Origin of the sequence: Thalassospira lucentensis (assembly GCF_001613805.1) — a bacterium.
GTDB classification, from domain to species: domain Bacteria; phylum Pseudomonadota; class Alphaproteobacteria; order Rhodospirillales; family Thalassospiraceae; genus Thalassospira; species Thalassospira lucentensis_A.
The window spans coordinates 116,590-131,103 of record NZ_LPVY01000005.1 but is presented as its reverse complement, the minus strand read 5'-3'; the positions used below and the strand labels follow the sequence as shown (position 1 = coordinate 131,103).

The 14,514-nt window shown below is 55.2% G+C and carries 12 protein-coding genes; 10 read left to right on the top strand and 2 right to left on the bottom strand.

Annotation, left to right across the window (positions count from 1 at the left end):
* Window positions 1-26: 26 nt before the first annotated feature.
* The 9 genes from cobU (at window position 27) to AUP42_RS05770 (ending at window position 11,270) form a co-directional block, all read left to right on the top strand.
* The gene (cobU, locus tag AUP42_RS05810; protein ID WP_197468244.1) at window positions 27-566 is read left to right on the top strand and encodes a bifunctional adenosylcobinamide kinase/adenosylcobinamide-phosphate guanylyltransferase; all 540 of its coding nucleotides are present in this window, start codon (window positions 27-29) and stop codon (window positions 564-566) included.
* Between the two features lie 32 nt (window positions 567-598).
* On the top strand, window positions 599-1,639 hold the full coding sequence (gene cobW, locus AUP42_RS05805) for a cobalamin biosynthesis protein CobW (protein ID WP_062949819.1): 1,041 nt from the start codon (window positions 599-601) through the stop codon (window positions 1,637-1,639).
* Between the two features lie 102 nt (window positions 1,640-1,741).
* Complete coding sequence (cobN, locus tag AUP42_RS05800; protein ID WP_062949817.1) at window positions 1,742-5,509, top strand: cobaltochelatase subunit CobN; 3,768 nt, start codon at window positions 1,742-1,744, stop codon at window positions 5,507-5,509.
* A 199-nt stretch (window positions 5,510-5,708) separates the two neighbouring features.
* Window positions 5,709-6,395, top strand: a complete 687-nt coding sequence (locus AUP42_RS05795; RefSeq protein ID WP_062949815.1) for a hypothetical protein — start codon at window positions 5,709-5,711, stop codon at window positions 6,393-6,395.
* A 167-nt stretch (window positions 6,396-6,562) separates the two neighbouring features.
* Window positions 6,563-7,360 carry an endo alpha-1,4 polygalactosaminidase gene (locus tag AUP42_RS05790; protein WP_082824674.1) on the top strand — a complete coding sequence of 266 codons (798 nt, stop codon included), beginning with the start codon at window positions 6,563-6,565 and terminating at the stop codon, window positions 7,358-7,360.
* Window positions 7,361-7,413: 53 nt separating this feature from the next.
* On the top strand, window positions 7,414-8,040 hold the full coding sequence (cobO, locus tag AUP42_RS05785) for a cob(I)yrinic acid a,c-diamide adenosyltransferase (protein WP_062949813.1): 627 nt from the start codon (window positions 7,414-7,416) through the stop codon (window positions 8,038-8,040).
* 48 nt (window positions 8,041-8,088) lie between these two features.
* Window positions 8,089-9,603, top strand: a complete 1,515-nt coding sequence (locus AUP42_RS05780) for a cobyric acid synthase (RefSeq protein ID WP_062949811.1) — start codon at window positions 8,089-8,091, stop codon at window positions 9,601-9,603.
* Between the two features lie 192 nt (window positions 9,604-9,795).
* A complete protein-coding gene (locus AUP42_RS05775) occupies window positions 9,796-10,467 on the top strand; it encodes a glutathione S-transferase family protein (protein WP_062950497.1) in 672 nt (223 codons plus the stop codon).
* Window positions 10,464-11,270: a class I SAM-dependent methyltransferase gene (locus AUP42_RS05770; RefSeq protein WP_062949809.1), complete on the top strand. Its 807-nt coding sequence runs from the start codon at window positions 10,464-10,466 to the stop codon at window positions 11,268-11,270. Before AUP42_RS05775 ends, AUP42_RS05770 begins: the two co-directional genes overlap by 4 nt.
* A gap of 32 nt (window positions 11,271-11,302) precedes the next feature.
* Here the strand turns inward: AUP42_RS05770 and AUP42_RS05765 are convergent, their stop codons facing one another.
* Complete coding sequence (locus tag AUP42_RS05765; protein WP_062949807.1) at window positions 11,303-12,334, bottom strand: substrate-binding domain-containing protein; 1,032 nt, start codon at window positions 12,332-12,334, stop codon at window positions 11,303-11,305.
* A 72-nt stretch (window positions 12,335-12,406) separates the two neighbouring features.
* A complete protein-coding gene (locus tag AUP42_RS05760; protein ID WP_062949805.1) occupies window positions 12,407-13,219 on the bottom strand; it encodes a tetratricopeptide repeat protein in 813 nt (270 codons plus the stop codon).
* Window positions 13,220-13,461: 242 nt separating this feature from the next.
* Between AUP42_RS05760 and AUP42_RS05755 the strand changes: the two genes are divergently transcribed.
* A complete protein-coding gene (locus tag AUP42_RS05755; RefSeq protein WP_062949803.1) occupies window positions 13,462-14,367 on the top strand; it encodes an SDR family oxidoreductase in 906 nt (301 codons plus the stop codon).
* The last annotated feature ends 147 nt before the right edge of the window (window positions 14,368-14,514 follow it).

The window sequence follows — 14,514 nt, the reverse complement described above, 5'->3', positions numbered from 1 at the left end:
GGAGGTCAAAGCGAAGGAAAACGGGTATGACCCAGAATATGGCTGAAAACAGCCAGCTTGCCGGGATCCATCTGATCCTTGGCGGTGCCAGATCGGGCAAAAGCCGGTTTGCCGAAAACCGGATCAACCATGCAGGCGGCGGTATTTATATCGCGACCGGTCGTGCGTGGGACGACGAAATGGCAAACCGTATCGAACTTCACAAATCATCGCGCGGCGAGATGTGGCAAACGATCGAGGAACCGCTTGATCTTTGCACGGTCCTGTCTGCCTGCAGTAGTGATGGCAGCAAACCGGTATTGGTCGATTGCCTGACGCTTTGGCTGACCAATCTGATGCTGGAAGATCGCGATATCGAGGCCGAATTTGACCGATTATGCGACATCCTTCCCGGGCTGGACATTCCGGTTCTTCTGGTGTCGAACGAGGTCGGCTTCGGGATTGTGCCGGAAAATACCATGGCGCGCAGCTTTCGGGATCACGCAGGACGATTGCATCAGCGAATTGCCGAACTTGCCGATCAGGTGACGCTTGTGGTTGCCGGCATTCCGATGGCAGTTAAATAGAACAGAATTTATGGATTTAAGGACAATTGAACATGGCACAGCTTGGAAAAATCCCGGCAACAGTGATCACCGGTTTTCTTGGTGCAGGCAAAACCACGATGATCCGCAATATGCTGGAAAATGCCGGGGGTAAGCGGATTGCGCTGATCATCAACGAGTTTGGTGATCTGGGTGTCGACCGCGAGGTTATTAATGGATGTGGCATATCGGGTTGTGCCGAGGATGACGTTGTCGAACTGGCAAACGGGTGCATCTGCTGCACGGTGGCCGATGATTTCCTGCCAACCATCAAGGGCCTGATTGATCGTGATACACCGCCAGATCATATCGTGATCGAAACATCCGGGCTGGCATTGCCAAAACCGTTGGTCAAGGCGTTTAACTGGCCGGAAATCCGGTCGCGCGTCACGGTGGATGGTGTTGTTGCCGTTCTGGATGGGGCGGCGTTGCGTGACGGGCTGTTTGCCCATGATCATCACGCGGTTCAGGCACAGCGCGAAGCGGACGACAATCTGGATCACGAAAGCCCGCTTGAGGAGCTGTTTGAAGAACAGCTCCATTGTGCGGATATGGTGGTTCTGAACAAAACCGATCTGCTGAGCGAGGCCGAAATTGCCAAGGTCGAGGCAGATGTCCGGGCCGAGCTGAAACGTCCGTCCGTCAAGATTATTGCAACCGCGCATTCAAAGGTCGAAAATGCTGTGTTGCTGGGTCTTGGTGCGGCAGCCGAGGACGATCTTGATAGCCGTCCGTCTCATCATGACGATGGTCACGAACATGACCATGATGATTTTGAGAGCTTTGTCGTATCGCTTGATAATGTTGAGGATGCCGCAGCACTCGAGAAGCGTTTGATTGATGTTGTGCGTCAGTTTGATGTGCTGCGGATCAAGGGGTTCCTTGATATTCCCGGCAAACCGATGCGTCAGGTCGTTCAGGGTGTTGGTGAACGGTTCCAGCGTTATTTCGACCGTCCGTGGGCGGCAACCGAAAAGCGCCGGTCGGAACTGGTGGTGATTGGCCTGCATGGTCTGGACCGCAAGGCTATCGAAGCGGCCATCAAGGCGTCCTGAAGCGGCGCGTTCATGTTTGAAGACTGAGATCATCCGGCTGCGCCAGTGCAGGCCGGGTGATTTCAGGGCTCTGATATCCGAGAAAAGAAACGGAAGTTCCCGATGCACCTACTTGCCGCCCAGCCGGGACTGGTCACCGATGGAAGCGAGGCCGTCGATCTGGGGCAAAGCCCGGGCGATGTCGTTATCCTGTCGGCGGCAGAGTCCGAGCTTGCCTGTCTCGCGGGTGCGCAGGCACGGCTGGATGCGGCGTTTGGCAAGGATGTCCCTTCCCTGCGATTGGCGAGCCTTTTGCAGCTGGGGCACAATATGTCGGTCGATCTTTATGTCGACGACGTTCTGGCAGAGGCCAAATTCATCATCGTGCGTATTCTGGGCGGGCGAGGATATTGGGAATACGGGATCGAACAGCTGGTCGAACTGGCCCGTCGCAACGATGTGCCGCTGGTGCTGTTGCCCGGTGACGATCAACCCGATGCGGAACTTCTGTCCTTATCGACGGTTAAAGGCAGCACATATCAGCAAATCTGGCGTTACCTGATCGAAGGTGGGCCGGAAAATGCCGAACATTTACTTCGTCTTATGTATGAAAAGTTAAACCCGTCTGTCAGCTGGAACTGGAAACCGGCGGCACCCTTGGTCAAGGCGGGGTTGTACTGGCCGGGAAAAGCAACGACAAATCTTGAAGAAATCGAACAAATTTGGAAACAAAATCATCCTGTTGTTCCGATAATATTCTACCGTGCGTTAATTCAGGCCGGTAATCTGGACGTAATTGATGCACTGGTTGAAGAACTTCAGACTAATAAACTAAACCCGTTGCCAATTTTTGTTGCCAGCCTGAAAGATCCGGTTGCTGCTGCCCTGGTCGAAGAATGGCTGGGGGCAACCAAAGCAGACCTGATCCTTAATACCACCGGTTTTTCCCTTGCGGTGCCGGGTATCGAACGCCAGAGCGGACCATTTGACGGCGTAGACGCACCGGTTTTTCAGGTTGTGCTGTCGGGCGGTGGTGAAGCGTCCTGGCGTGATGGTGTCAACGGGCTTGCCGCGCGCGATATTGCGATGAATGTCGCATTGCCGGAAGTAGATGGGCGTATCCTGTCGCGTGCCATCTCGTTCAAGGGATCGGCGGGCAAGGATGCCCTGACACAGATTGATCTGGTCAAATATATCCCGGTACGCGATCGTGTTGTCTTTGTTGCAGAACTGTCGGCCAATTGGGTCAAATTGCGCAAAACGGGAGCCCCGATGCGCAAAGTCGCGATGATCATGGCCAATTACCCCAACAAAGATGCGCGGCTTGGCAATGGTGTGGGGCTTGATACACCGGCCGGGATGATTGAGACACTGCGTGCGATGAAGGATGCCGGGTACAGGATTGATGACCTGCCGGAAAATGGTGATGTGCTGATTGCCGCGGTTAAGGCCGGGCCGACCAATGATTTCAAGTCGCTGGCTAATCGGACTGTTCGGGTGGTGATCCCGGTTGCCGATTATAAGGCGGCATTTTCCGCCCTGCCCGCGCGCATTCGCCAGCAGGTGACAGATGCCTGGGGTGATCCGGAAGGCGATCCGTTTTATCTGCCGGATCGGGCGGCGATTGCCCTTTCGATCCTGCCGATGGGCAATGTTGTCGTCGGGCTGCAACCGGCACGTGGATACAATATCGATCCGCTTGAAAGCTATCACTCGCCCGATCTGGTGCCGCCCCATAACTATTTCGCGTTCTACATCTGGCTGCGTCATCATTTTGGGGCTCATGCGGTCATTCATTTTGGCAAACATGGCAATATGGAATGGCTTCCGGGCAAGTCGCTGGCGCTGTCAGAAGAATGCTTTCCCGAGGCCGTGTTTGGCCCGACGCCGCATTTCTATCCCTTTATTGTTAATGATCCGGGCGAAGGCACGCAGGCCAAGCGACGCGCGCAGGCGGTGATCCTTGATCATCTGACGCCGCCTTTGACGCGGGCAGAAAGTTATGGGCCGCTCAAGGATCTGGAGGCGCTGGTGGATGAATATTATGACGCGGCTGCGGTTGACCCAAGGCGACTGCTGATCCTGAAGCGCGACATTCTTGAGCTTGCCATCCGTATCGGCCTTGACCGCGATTGCGGCATTGAGCCGGACGAAGAGGAGGAAAGCGCGCTTGCCAAACTTGACAACTATCTGTGCGAGTTGAAGGAACTTCAGATCCGCGATGGTTTGCATATCTTTGGCAAAGCGCCGGAAGGCGATCTTTTGACCGATCTTTTGGTCGCATTGGCAAGATTGCCAAGGGGGGCGAGCGAGGGGCCGAAGGCATCGCTTCATCGTGCCCTTGCTGCCGATATTCTTGGTGATCCCGGTTTTGATCCGCTTGATTGCGCTTTTGCCGAGTTTTGGCCGGGCCTGAAGCCCGAAATCCTTGCGCGATATGATGTTGGTCCGTGGCGCACCACGGGTGATACGGTGGAACGGATCGAGCTTTTGGCGCGCGATCTGGTGCGCGGTGTGATCGCGGCCGATAGTGCATGGCAGCGGACAATTGAGGTTCTTTCCGATATCGAAACATCTATTCGTCCAGCGGTCACAGCCTGTGGCGATGCCGAGATTGCCGGATTGCTGCGCGGTCTTGCGGGCAAGTTTGTCGAACCGGGGCCATCGGGTGCACCAACGCGCGGTCGACCGGACGTTTTGCCAACCGGGCGGAATTTCTATTCGGTTGATACGCGGACGGTTCCGACCCCGGCGGCATGGCAATTGGGCTGGAAATCAGCCGAACTGTTGTTGGAACGGCATGTTCAGGATCACGGTGAATGGCCCGCGGCCCTGGGTCTTTCGGTTTGGGGCACTAGCAATATGCGCACCGGGGGCGATGATATTGCCCAGGCGCTTGCCCTGATGGGGGTACGGCCAACCTGGGACAGTGCATCGCGCCGGGTCACCGGGTTCGAGATTATGCCCGCATCCCTGTTGGGGCGTCCGCGCGTTGATGTGACGTTGCGCATATCGGGTTTCTTCCGCGATGCATTCCCCGGCTTGATTGACCTGTTTGACAGCGCGGTGCGTGCGGTGGCCGAACAGGCGGACGAAGCGCCGGACATGAACCCGATTGCGGTTCGGGTTGCGGCAGAAACCGCTAAGCTGTGTGAGGCTGGGGAAAGTCACGATCAGGCACGGAAACAGGCGGCATTTCGCGTGTTCGGCGCCAAACCTGGTGCCTATGGCGCGGGGTTGCAGGCGATGATCGACGAAGAACTTTGGGAAGACGAGGCCGATCTGTCGGATGCCTATCTGGCGTGGGGCAGTTATGCCTATGGCAACGGGGCAGAAGGCGAAGCGGCGCGTGATCTGTTTGAAATGCGGCTGTCGCGGGTCGATGCGATTGTTCATAATCAGGACAACCGCGAACATGATTTGCTGGATTCCGATGACTATTATCAGTTCGAAGGCGGAATGACATCGGCGGTTCGACATCTGTCCGGCAGGCAGCCGACGGTCTATCACAGTGATCACTCCCGCCCGGAAAGCCCGAAAATCCGAACTTTGGAAGAAGAAATTGCCCGTGTTGTCCGGGCCCGCGTGGTTAATCCGAAATGGATCAAAGGCGTGATGCGCCATGGTTACAAGGGCGCATTTGAGATGGCGGCGACGGTGGATTACCTGTTTGCCTTTGCCGCGACGGCGCGGTGTGTCGCAGATCATCATTTTGATCTGGTTTATGATGCGTATCTTGGCGATACGGATGTGCGTGAATTCATCAGGGATCACAATCCCGATGCGTTTTGCGATATTCGCAATCGCCTTCGCGAGGCGATTGATCGTGGTCTTTGGCAGCCGCGCCGGAATTCCGTATCAGTCGATCTGATGGGGAACGGCACGGCATAACCGGGCCTTGGCCGTCATCGTGAATCACGAGAATTTTACCGTTGAAATGAATAGTCGGAACAAACCGGGGAGTTGAAACGTTTCGTTTTCGCACCATATCTCTTTTAACCAAGTGTTAATCAATTGGTTGAGGGACGGGGCACACCTATCGAGCCGATAACCGCAAAAGACGGATCGGCAACAGAGTTAGGAGGCCACTATGGAAAGAACGAAACACGTTCGTTTGCCTGACTATCTGCAGACCCCTCTGCCGGTTCATGCCGGACATGCAGACATTGTCGATTTCCTGCTTGCTGATGCCGACCTTCCTGACTGGTTACGCGCCGATTTGCACGGTCAGGGTCATGACCGCCCGGCCCGTGGTGCGATCCGTTCGGTTCTTGACCTGCGTGAACGGTTTAACGGTGTTCATGCACCGGTCAGTATCGAAGAATTTCGTGATGGCCTGGACGAACTGGCGCGCCATCTGCCGGGACCAGATCAAACAGCCATCGAAATCGATGCCAAGGTGCGGATTTACTGGCGTTATCTTCAAGGTGTCGAGCGTCAGATCTGGCGGGCAACCATTTCAAGGGCTCATGTGGCGTTAAATCATTTTCCCGTGGTTCGCGAATTGAAGTTACTGATTGCGGATGTTGTTACGACGCGCAACTGGCTTGAGCGTCGGCTTGAAGTGATCGAAAAAAGTTTCCAGAAACCGGTTCATGCCCCGAATGATGCTGTGCGCAAGGCATTGCTTCGCCTGCGTCAGATGTCACCGGGTGACCGTTTACAATTGTTCAACAAGGCACGGATGCGCCGCCCCGAATTGCGTAATACCGACATGCGCGAGCCTGATAAATGGGCCGATCTGGTGACCGGCGATCTTGGATTGTCATCAGGTTGAAGTCGTAACAGACATGTCAGTGAACCGAACCCGGTGGGGTTCCGGGGGACCGCACCCGTTACGGGTGCAAGAGCGCGGCTGGAAACGGCCGCGCTTTCTTTTTGGGTGGTTGTCTATCGACCGCCAGACGGGCAAACTCGCAAGATTGATTTTCCAGGGGTATATGGATGCGCGCGTTTTTTGCCGTTGCAGGTTTGGTTTTGCAATTTGGTGCAGGGGTTGGCATTGCGGCGGCGGATGACTGGCCAACGGTGCCGAACGAGCCGTTGCATTGGCAGTTGCAGGGCGACATTGATATCGGCGGCAATATTCGGGTAACCGATAGCGATCTGTTTGAAACGACGACCAATCAGGTTCAGGAATGGCGCGAAGCCGGTATTTTCCCGATCTGCTACATCAATGTTGGCGCGATCGAGGAATGGAACGACGATTATGCCCAATTCCCCAAAGACGTGATTGGCAACCCCTATTGGGGTTGGGCAGGCGAAAACTGGCTTGATATCAACCGGTTCGAGCAATTCGCCCATATCATGGAGGCACGGTTTGACCTGTGTCGGGAAAAGGGTTTTCTGGGTGTCGAGCCGGATAATATCGATGCTTACGAAGCGGATGGGTCGAACAAGAAAACCGGGTTTGACCTGACACGTTCCGATCAGCTTCGTTATGTCGGATGGCTGATTGAGCAGGCGCATGCCCGCGGGCTTGCCATCGGGCAGAAGAATGCCGGCAAACTGGTTCCGGAACTGGTCGGCCGGATGGATTTTGCCCTGCTTGAATCATCATTTCGGTTTGGTTTCATGGATGCGTTTTTACCTTATGCAAAGATGAAAAAGCCGGTTTTTGCGGTCGAATATATCGAAGAAGGGACCGATCCAGACCGGTTCTGCCCGGAAGCCCGAAAATACGGTTTTCAGGGTGTCGTCGCGCATCTTGAACTGGATCAGAAACCCGAAAACTGTCCTTGAACAGGGGCGCGCTTCGCCGCATTGTTCCGACAGAAATACAAAGGGATGAAGCAATGACCGACAACAACACGCCTGATACCGACCTGAATGCTCGCCATGACGAAAAAATGAAGAAGATCAAGGCCGCGCGCGACAAGATGATGGCGCAGAAGATCGACAAAAAGGGCCTGATCATCGTTCATACAGGCAAGGGCAAAGGCAAGTCGTCATCGGCATTTGGCATGGCGATGCGGTGTGTCGGACATGACATGAAAGTCGGCGTTGTGCAGTTCATCAAAGGTGGTTGGGAAACCGGCGAGGCAAAGCTTTTGAAGAAGTTTCCCGATCTTTGCGAATTTCACGCCATGGGCGCGGGCTTTACCTGGGAAACACAGAACCGGGCGCAGGATGTTGCACTGGCGCGTGAAGCCTGGAACAAGGCACTTGAGATGATGCGCGACCCAAGCTTTGCCATGGTGATCCTTGACGAGATCAACATCGTTCTGCGCTATGATTTCCTGCCGCTTGATGATGTTCTGGCAGCGTTGGCGGATAAACTGCCCGACCAGCACGTTGTCCTGACCGGCCGAAATGCGCCCGATACCCTGATCGAGGCGGCGGACCTTGTGACCGAGATGACCATGATCAAACATCCGTTCCGCGAACAGGGCATCAAGGCACAGATCGGTGTCGAGTTCTGATCTGCCGTTTCGGTGGATAGCCAGATACAGGAAGGTTTTGAAACCGGAATGAGTGCGCGCCCTGTTCCTGCTTTGATGTTGCAAGGTACCGGTTCGGATGTGGGTAAATCCTTGCTGGTGGCCGGGTTATGCCGTGCATTTGCGCGGCGGGGGCTTCGGGTGCGTCCGTTCAAGCCGCAAAACATGTCCAACAATGCGGCCGTGACCGATGATGGCGGTGAAATTGGCCGGGCACAGGCGTTGCAGGCACGAGCTTGCGGGGTGCCCACATCGGTCCACATGAACCCGGTTCTGCTGAAACCGCAAAGTGACATCGGCGCACAGGTCGTGGTGCAGGGCAAGGTCCTGACCAGTGCGAAGGCGCGGGATTATTACCGGCTGAAACGCGATTTGCTGCCGCGTGTGACTGAAAGCTTCGATCTGGTGGCACAGGACGCCGATCTTGTGCTTGTCGAAGGTGCAGGATCACCGGCTGAGGTTAATCTGCGTGCCGCTGATATAGCCAATATGGGCTTTGCCGAGGCGACAAAAATCCCGGTGGTGCTGGTGGGGGATATTGATCGGGGCGGGGTGATCGCATCGATTGTCGGCACGCATGCCCTGCTGTCCGAAGGGGACCGTCACTGGCTGCGTGGCTATATCATCAACAAGTTTCGCGGTGATGTCTCGCTGTTCGAGTCTGCCTTGCAGATCATCCGCGATCATACGGGACTTGAAAGTTACGGTATCGCAACATATTGGCATGGGGCCAATCGCCTGCCTGCCGAGGATGGTGTCGCGCTTGAAAAAGCCGGACGTTATGTGCGGGCCGATAAGGGTGGAAAACTGATTAGGATTGCAGTGCCGCATCTGCCGCGGATTGCGAATTTTGATGACCTTGATCCGCTGGCGGCCGAGCCGGATGTCGAACTTCTGATCATTAAACCGGGCGAGGTTATTCCGGCGGATATCGACCTTGTGCTTTTGCCTGGAAGCAAATCGACTACATCCGATCTTCGTTTCCTGAAAGAACAGGATTGGGATATCGACATTCTGGCGCATTACCGCCGGGGCGGTCACGTGATTGGCATTTGCGGCGGGTATCAGATGCTGGGACGCATGGTCCATGATCCCGACGGGATCGAAGGTGCGGCGGGATCAGAAGCCGGGCTTGGATTGCTTGATGTTGAAACCGTGATGGGCGGTGACAAGACGCTGCGTCAAACCGCCGGGCTGGCGGAACTTGGCGGGGTTGCGGCCAATATTCCGGTCTGCGGTTATGAAATCCATATGGGCGAGACATCCGGGCCGGATCGCGACCGAAGCTGGCTTTGTCTTGAAGGCGGGATTGCGGATGGCGCGCAAAGTGTGAATAGTCGTGTTGCAGGCTGCTATTTGCATGGCCTGTTTGGCAGTGATGCGTTCCGGTCGGCCTATCTGGCGGGGCTTGCCGGGCGGGTGCGTGATGGCAGTGCCGATTTCGAGGCCGGGATTGAAGCAGCGCTCGATGAACTGGCCGATCATGTCGAAGCGTGTCTTGATCTTGACGGGCTTTTGGCGTTGGCGCGAAGCCGGTCGGATTGAATGGATGACAAAAAGCGCAAGATTGGTGCTGTTTGGCGCGACAAAGCCTTTACATTGGCGCATTTGCGTGGTTTGAGAGAATTTGAAATTCCGGTCCTGTAATGAATGGCGCACAGACGCCATATGGTACCAAACCGCCATATGCGGCCCGGTTTGCAAAACGTTCATCCTTGGTTGGGTATCTTCAATTCCATGCGTCAATTACATCATTTCTGGCTATCACCGTTTTCGCGCAAAGTGCGTCTGGTTCTGGCCGAGAAGAAGCTTGAATTCGAGCTTAAGGCAGAACCTGTCTGGGAGCGACGCGATGCGTTTCTGTCGCTGAACCCGGCGGGCGAAGTGCCTGTTCTGGAAGAAGAAGACGGCACGGTCCTGTGCGATTCAACCGTGATCTGCGAATATCTGGATGAAGTTTATGCCGACACCCCGCTTTTGGGGGCTGATGCCAAGGAACGTGCGGAAATCCGCCGCCTTGTCGCATGGTTTGACGGCAAGTTCAACCGCGAGGTCACCGAGCATCTGCTGGGTGAAAAGCTGTTGAAACGCTTTTTTTCGACCGGGACGCCGGATACCAAAATCCTGCGCGCCGGGCGAACCAATGCGGCCTATCATCTGGATTATATCGGATGGCTGTTTGAACGCCGGAATTGGCTGGCGGGAGAACATCTGACGATGGCCGACATTGCTGCGGCCGCCCAGATTTCCGTGATTGATTATATGGGTGATATCAACTGGTCAAAACATCCGCGCGCGAGGGATTGGTATATGCGGATCAAAAGCCGCCCTGCGATGCGCGACATTCTGGCGGACCGGCAGGCAAGCTTCCCTCCATCCCCGCATTATGCCGATCTGGATTTTGAATGACGGGTTCCTCGAAGGTCGACAGCTTTTATCCACAAGGTGGCCTTAACGCCGCCAGCTATGACCTTCGTGCCGAGCTTGATCGCAAATTATTCGAAGATCCGATCCCGTTTTATCGTGATATTGCCGTCAACATCGGTGGCCCGGTTCTTGAACTGGGCTGCGGGACCGGCCGGATTGCCGCCGCCATTCGTGAGGCCGGTATTGCGGTTGAGGGGCTTGATCTTTCCGATGCGATGCTGACACAGGCGCGCGCGAAATACCCCAATATGGTCTGGCACAATGGGGATATGTGCGACTTTGATCTTGGGCGGCAGTTTGCCCTGATCATAATTCCGTTTCGCGGATTTCAGGAAATCACCGATGGCGGTGACCAGCAGCGATGCCTTGCCTCGGTCTTTGCCCATTTACGGCCGGGCGGGATGCTGGTTCTTGATCTGATTGATCCCGACCTTCGTTATTGTCTGCCGGAAGGTGACCCCGAAAGTGTTGAGTTGCCGCTGTTTCCGATGCCGGATGACAGTGGTGCTCCAGACAGCCGGTTGCGGATCACTGCGATGGAACGAACCAGCGATCCCCTGACCCAGCGGTTTGAAGAACATTGGCGGTTCGAGGAAATTGATCCTACGGGCAATGTCCTGCGATGCGAGGATTGCTGGCATCATATGCGATGGGTTCATCGCAGTGAAATGCGGTTAATGTTGCAGATTTCAGGATTTGTTTCGATATCGGAATTTTCTGACTTCAAAGGTAATCCGCCGCGTTATGCCGCCAATCAGGTCTGGATGGCAAAACGGCCGGACTGATGTCCGGCCGTTTTATTTAAATCCTGCGCAACCTAATTCCCGGAGAACTTTTGGGCACCTGCCAACGCTTCCTGACGTTCGTTTTCGGGCAGGGGAACAAGGCCGTTATCAGCCAGCAGGCCTTCTTCGCCGATCACGGCGTCCGAGGTATAGGTTGCGACAAATGCACCCAGAGTGCGGACCAGTTGCTGATGATCGTCCTTTACATAAAGGTAAAGTGCACGTGATCCCGGATAGCTGCCATCCAGAATGGTGTCATAATCAGGTGCAACACCATTGATCGGAATGCCCTGCATGGCTTCACGGTTGCGATCAAGGTTATTGAAACCCATCACACCATAGGATTTTGGATCTTTTTCAAGTTTGCTGATCACCAGTCGATCATTTTCACCTGCCTCGATATAGGCACCATCTTCGCGGATGGTGCGGCAAAGCAGGCGGAAGCTTTCAGGATCAGTCGATTCGAGGCTTGCGATATCGCTGAATTCGGCACAGCCCTTATCCATCAGAAGCTGTCCCATCAGGTCTCGCGTGCCCGAAGTCGGCGGCGGGCCGTAAACGCGGATCGGAATGTCTGGCAGGTTGGCGTCGATATCGGACCATTTGACATGCGGGTTCGGAACGCTTGCCCCCTGAACCGGAACGGTGCGTGCCAGTGCCAGATAAAGCTGGCGGGCCGACAGCGTCATTGTCGGAGCCTTACGTGATCCCAACAGGACGATGCCGTCATAGCCGATTTTGATTTCGCTGATATTGCGCACCGAATTGGCGGCACAGATGGCGGTTTCCGAACCGGTTATCTGGCGCGATGCATCGACGATGTCGGGATATTCCGAACCGATTCCACCGCAGAACAGTTTGAAACCACCGCCCGAGCCGGTGCTCTCAACCACCGGGGCCGGTTCACCGGTGGTCTTGCCGAAATATTCGGCGACCTTGGTGGTCAGCGGAAAGATCGTCGAAGAACCGACAATCCTGATCTGGTCGCGGGCCTGTGCCGTGCTGGCGGCAATCATCATCGTTACGGATGCGGCAATGGCGGTCGTGGCAATCAAACGACGCATGGGGTCCCCCGGCTGAAAATCTGGCGATATGGTCCCGAAACCGGCGGGCACATATCAAATGCGGATCAGAACCTATTCCGATCCGGTCTGAACATCCATCTTTTCTATATTCGCTCTTGCCGCATCAGCGACAGGGGTTCCGTTTGAATTTTCTATGACAGTTAGATAATCCTGACGCGCAAGATCGTTATTTTCGGCAATCCGATGCAGGTTTGCACGTTCGAAAAGCGCCTGAATATTGTTGGGGGATAGTTCCAGAGCGCGTTGAATATCGGTCATGGCGAGGTCGTAGGTTTCCAGCATACGCCATGCCGTGCCACGATAGATCAGGGCTTCGACATTGTCTGGATCAAGATCAAGCGCATTGTTCAGATCGTCGATCGAGTCCCAATACTGCCCGGCCATGCCAAGAACCATTGCCCGATCAACCCAAAGGGTTGGATCGTTTTTGACCATGTCCAAGGCACGTGATTGATCGCGCCAGGCAAACTCAAGATTGCCAGCCATCATCCAGCTTTGCCCGGCTTGTGCCAGAAGCCCGGCAACGACCTGTTGGGGGGATGTGCTTTCATCGGCAAGTGCATCAAGGCGGGTTGCGGCTTCTTCGTATTTTTCAAGCGCAATCAGCGCGACCGCGACACAATGCTTTGCCGGTTCTCCGCCACCCATATCGCGCCATGCAATGGCACTTTCAAACCCGTCTTCTGGTTTGAGGCGAGCGAGTTTCAGGCAGTCCTGATATTGCCTGGCGTCATCGGCACTCATATTTGTGCCTTGTGCCAAGGCCTGTCTTTGCGTGCCAAACGAAACCAGCATCATGCCAAACAGGGTCATCGCAACGAGTGATGATGCGCGCAAGGTTTTGCGTGCAAACAGTTCAGACATGGTAGGCCTTTCAGTTTGGCGTCAGTTTTAAAAGCGACGAGGCGTTGGCCAGCATACGGGTGTATTGCTCGTACCGACCAGAACCTGTTTATCAGGTCCGCATTGCAAATCATGAAAGCGGCAAGAAAATGATTGTGATTTCAAACTTTCCGCAACATGGTCCGGAAAGCTTTTGTCATGGCCGACCGGGGCCGATAGTGTTCCACGCTTAGAGATAGTCTCCCCGGCATATGGATTTGATAATGACCGAAAAGCTGTTTTGCTTCGGATTGGGATTTTCAGCGCGCCTTGTTGCCAATCAGCTGCGCGAGGAAGGCTGGAAAATAGCCGGTACCACGCGCAGTGCGGAAAAGGCTGACGCGTTGCGCGCGCAGGGGATCGAGCCCCATATTTTTTCCGATGACGTGCCGGTGGCCGATATTCGTGCGGCCCTGAAAGATGTCACCCATGTCCTGATTTCGGTACCACCGGGGGGGAATGGTGATCCTGTTCTGGCCCATCATGCCGGTGATCTTGCCGCCTTGCCCGGTGGAACATGGATCGGATATCTGTCGACAACAGGTGTTTATGGCGACCGCGATGGTGCGACCGTTACCGAAGAAGACGACCTGATACCAAGTGGCAAACGTGGTCGCAGACGGGTGGCCGCAGAAAAGGCATGGTTCGATCTGGGGCAACGTCATGGTCTTTGCGTGCAAAGTTTCCGATTGGCCGGAATCTATGGGCCGGGGCGCAATGCACTTGAAACCGTCCGGTCGGGCCGGGCGCGACGTGTGGTAAAGCCCGGACAGGTTTTTTCTCGTATCCATGTCGAGGATATTGCCCAGACGGTGCTGGCATCAATCCGGTGCCCGAATGCTGGTGCAGCTTATAATGTATGTGACGATGATGCCGCCCCGCCGCAGGATGTAATTGCTTATGCCTGTGGTTTGCTTGGCATGGATCCGCCAACGGAGGAGGATTTCGAGACAGCCAATCTGAGCCCAATGGCTGCAAGCTTTTATGAAGATAACAAGAGGGTGGCCAATGACCGGATCAAGTCCGAGCTTGGTGTGAAGCTGCGTTTTGCCGACTACAAGGCGGGTTTACTGGCGCTACATGACGAAATATTGGCTAAAATCAACGGGGCCGGGACAGATACGCTTTAAAAGGGCATTGTTGACGCACCCTGCGGGTCGTATATAACCGCTTAGGAATTTTGATCGGGCCGATATCCGCATTTGGCCCTGATGGTACCCAGCGCCGGATCGTGATGGCGGGATCATCGCGACATCATCGGCCGGCAAGGAGAGAGC

Excerpts from the sequence above, each read along its gene's own strand:
- cobU (WP_197468244.1), top strand. The coding sequence starts at position 27 with ATGACCCAGAATATGGCTGAAAACAGCCAGCTTGCCGGGATCCATCTG.
- cobW (WP_062949819.1), top strand. The coding sequence starts at position 599 with ATGGCACAGCTTGGAAAAATCCCGGCAACAGTGATCACCGGTTTTCTT.
- cobN (WP_062949817.1), top strand. The coding sequence starts at position 1,742 with ATGCACCTACTTGCCGCCCAGCCGGGACTGGTCACCGATGGAAGCGAG.
- AUP42_RS05795 (WP_062949815.1), top strand. The coding sequence starts at position 5,709 with ATGGAAAGAACGAAACACGTTCGTTTGCCTGACTATCTGCAGACCCCT.
- AUP42_RS05790 (WP_082824674.1), top strand. The coding sequence starts at position 6,563 with ATGCGCGCGTTTTTTGCCGTTGCAGGTTTGGTTTTGCAATTTGGTGCA.
- cobO (WP_062949813.1), top strand. The coding sequence starts at position 7,414 with ATGACCGACAACAACACGCCTGATACCGACCTGAATGCTCGCCATGAC.
- AUP42_RS05780 (WP_062949811.1), top strand. The coding sequence starts at position 8,089 with ATGAGTGCGCGCCCTGTTCCTGCTTTGATGTTGCAAGGTACCGGTTCG.
- AUP42_RS05775 (WP_062950497.1), top strand. The coding sequence starts at position 9,796 with ATGCGTCAATTACATCATTTCTGGCTATCACCGTTTTCGCGCAAAGTG.
- AUP42_RS05770 (WP_062949809.1), top strand. The coding sequence starts at position 10,464 with ATGACGGGTTCCTCGAAGGTCGACAGCTTTTATCCACAAGGTGGCCTT.
- AUP42_RS05765 (WP_062949807.1), bottom strand. The coding sequence starts at position 12,334 with ATGCGTCGTTTGATTGCCACGACCGCCATTGCCGCATCCGTAACGATG.
- AUP42_RS05760 (WP_062949805.1), bottom strand. The coding sequence starts at position 13,219 with ATGTCTGAACTGTTTGCACGCAAAACCTTGCGCGCATCATCACTCGTT.
- AUP42_RS05755 (WP_062949803.1), top strand. The coding sequence starts at position 13,462 with ATGACCGAAAAGCTGTTTTGCTTCGGATTGGGATTTTCAGCGCGCCTT.